This window comes from Cysteiniphilum sp. 19S12-1 (assembly GCF_052030685.1).
Lineage (GTDB): Bacteria > Pseudomonadota > Gammaproteobacteria > Francisellales > Francisellaceae > Caedibacter.
This window is the reverse complement of sequence record NZ_JBQAJM010000090.1, coordinates 1-818: the sequence shown is the minus strand read 5'-3', so window position 1 is coordinate 818 and position 818 is coordinate 1. Positions and strand designations below refer to the sequence as shown.

The 818-nt window shown below is 49.8% G+C and carries 1 rRNA gene; it reads left to right on the top strand.

The annotated features are described in order from the left end of the window. Window positions 1–818, top strand: a 23S ribosomal RNA gene (locus ACTS4L_RS11360); the annotation flags it as partial.

The following is an 818-nucleotide window of genomic DNA, read 5'->3' as shown; positions in this document are numbered from 1 at the left end:
GTGGAACTAGGTATACGAATAAGTAGGGCGGGACACGTGAAATCCTGTTTGAAGATGGGGGGACCATCCTCCAAGGCTAAATACTACTGACTGACCGATAGTGAACCAGTACCGTGAGGGAAAGGCGAAAAGAACCCCGATAAGGGGAGTGAAATAGAACCTGAAACCGTTTGCGTACAAGCAGTCAGAGCATTTTTAAGAGATGTGATGGCGTACCTTTTGTATAATGGGTCAGCGAGTTACTTTTAGTGGCGAGGATAACTGAATAAGGGATCCGTAGCGAAAGCGAGTTTTAATAGAGCGCCTAGTCGCTAGGAGTAGACCCGAAACCGACGCGATCTATCCATGACCAGGTTGAAGGTTGGGTAACACCAACTGGAGGACCGAACCCGGTAATGTTGCAAAATTATGGGATGAGTTGTGGATCGGAGTGAAAGGCTAATCAAGCGCGGAGATAGCTGGTTCTCCCCGAAAACTATTTAGGTAGTGCCTTGTGGATGACTCGTTGGGGTAAAGCACTGTTTCGACTAGGGGGGTTTTGCGACCTTACCGACTCGATGCAAACTTAGAATACGACGAAGTTGAATCACAGGAGACACACGGCGGGTGCTAAGGTCCGTCGTGGAGAGGGAAAGAGCCCAGACCGCCAGCTAAGGTCCCCAAGTTATCGCTAAGTGGGAAACGATGTGAGAAGGCATAGACAGCCAGGAGGTTGGCTTAGAAGCAGCCACCCTTTAAAGAAAGCGTAATAGCTCACTGGTCGAGTCGGCTTGCGCGTAAGATTTAACGGGGCTAAGCGATACACCGAAGCTGCGGAT